This window comes from Vibrio sp. YT-15, from assembly GCF_033337445.1.
GTDB classification, from domain to species: Bacteria; Pseudomonadota; Gammaproteobacteria; order Enterobacterales; family Vibrionaceae; genus Vibrio; species Vibrio alginolyticus.
In genome coordinates, this window is sequence record NZ_JAWOQR010000195.1 from 1 (window position 1) to 1,010 (window position 1,010).

The window sequence follows — 1,010 nt, forward strand, 5'->3', positions numbered from 1 at the left end:
CGTGAACCCTCACATCGATATGGGTCAACGCTCTCCTCAGGTTCTGGGTGAAGAGCTCCTGGATTATCGTAACTATCTAGAGTTAAGTGTGGAAGTTAACCGTGGTTCTGATGGTTGGCTGCAAGCGGAATCTGGGGCGCTATCAACGGGTGAGGCAATCGGTACTGGTCAGTCTATCCTATTGATGGTTGTTCAGAGCTGGGAAGAAGAATCCCGTCGTCTACGCAGCAAAGACATCATCCCATGTCGTTTGTTGTTCCTCGATGAGGCGGCACGTCTGGATGCGAAGTCGATTTCAACTCTATTCGAACTGTGTGACCGTCTGGATATGCAGCTGTTGATTGCTGCGCCAGAAAACATTAGCCCAGAGAAAGGTACAACCTACAAGCTGGTACGTAAGGTGTTTAAAGATCACGAACACGTACACGTTGTTGGTCTGCGTGGCTTTGGTCAAACAGATAAACCGAAGAGTGAAGTTCAAGAAATGATTGAAGAGTTTGAATCATAAGCTTGGAAGCATAAAAAACGCCCGCAATTAAAGCGGGCGTTTTTGTATCTGATTAACAGGGAGATGCAGGTAACGGGCATAAAATAAGCCGAGGCTGTAGGACGACAGTCTCGGCTTTTTCGTGAGCACTTAGACCAATAGCAGGGAGTATTGGAAATAATCTAAGCGCTATTCCTCTGAAATATCGGTTCCAGCTTCGATAATTTCAGCAAGCTCTTCAAGTGCTTGAACCGAAAGCTCAGACAAACGCTGTAAGTGTTGGTCAAAAGTTTCCTGGTCTACAAGCTGTGGTTCATTATTATTTGTTTCTTTTGTTAGCATCGCCCAACCTCTTTAAGTTGAGTAAGGGGAGTAAACATCATACTCAATGGGCTCAGTGGAAAAGAAACGATCTATGTTGATTTTGTTAGCTCGATCATTGATTCAAATGATGAAACCGGCGAAATGAGATAGGAAGGGGAGTGAAAACGATGGCAGAAAGAAAAAAGCTAGCAACCATGTG

2 protein-coding genes are annotated in these 1,010 nt (G+C 44.9%); one reads left to right on the forward strand and one right to left on the reverse strand.

Annotated elements, in window-relative coordinates; genetic code table 11:
- Positions 1-508 (forward strand): SbcC/MukB-like Walker B domain-containing protein (locus R7D93_RS26260; RefSeq protein ID WP_318129677.1); only part of this gene is annotated, 508 nt, incomplete at its 5' end.
- A gap of 168 nt (positions 509-676) precedes the next feature.
- On the opposite strand, the gene R7D93_RS26265 is transcribed toward R7D93_RS26260, so the two are convergent.
- Positions 677-829 carry a hypothetical protein gene (locus tag R7D93_RS26265; protein WP_005457235.1) on the reverse strand — a complete coding sequence of 51 codons (153 nt, stop codon included), beginning with the start codon at positions 827-829 and terminating at the stop codon, positions 677-679.
- Between the last annotated feature and the right edge of the window lie 181 nt (positions 830-1,010).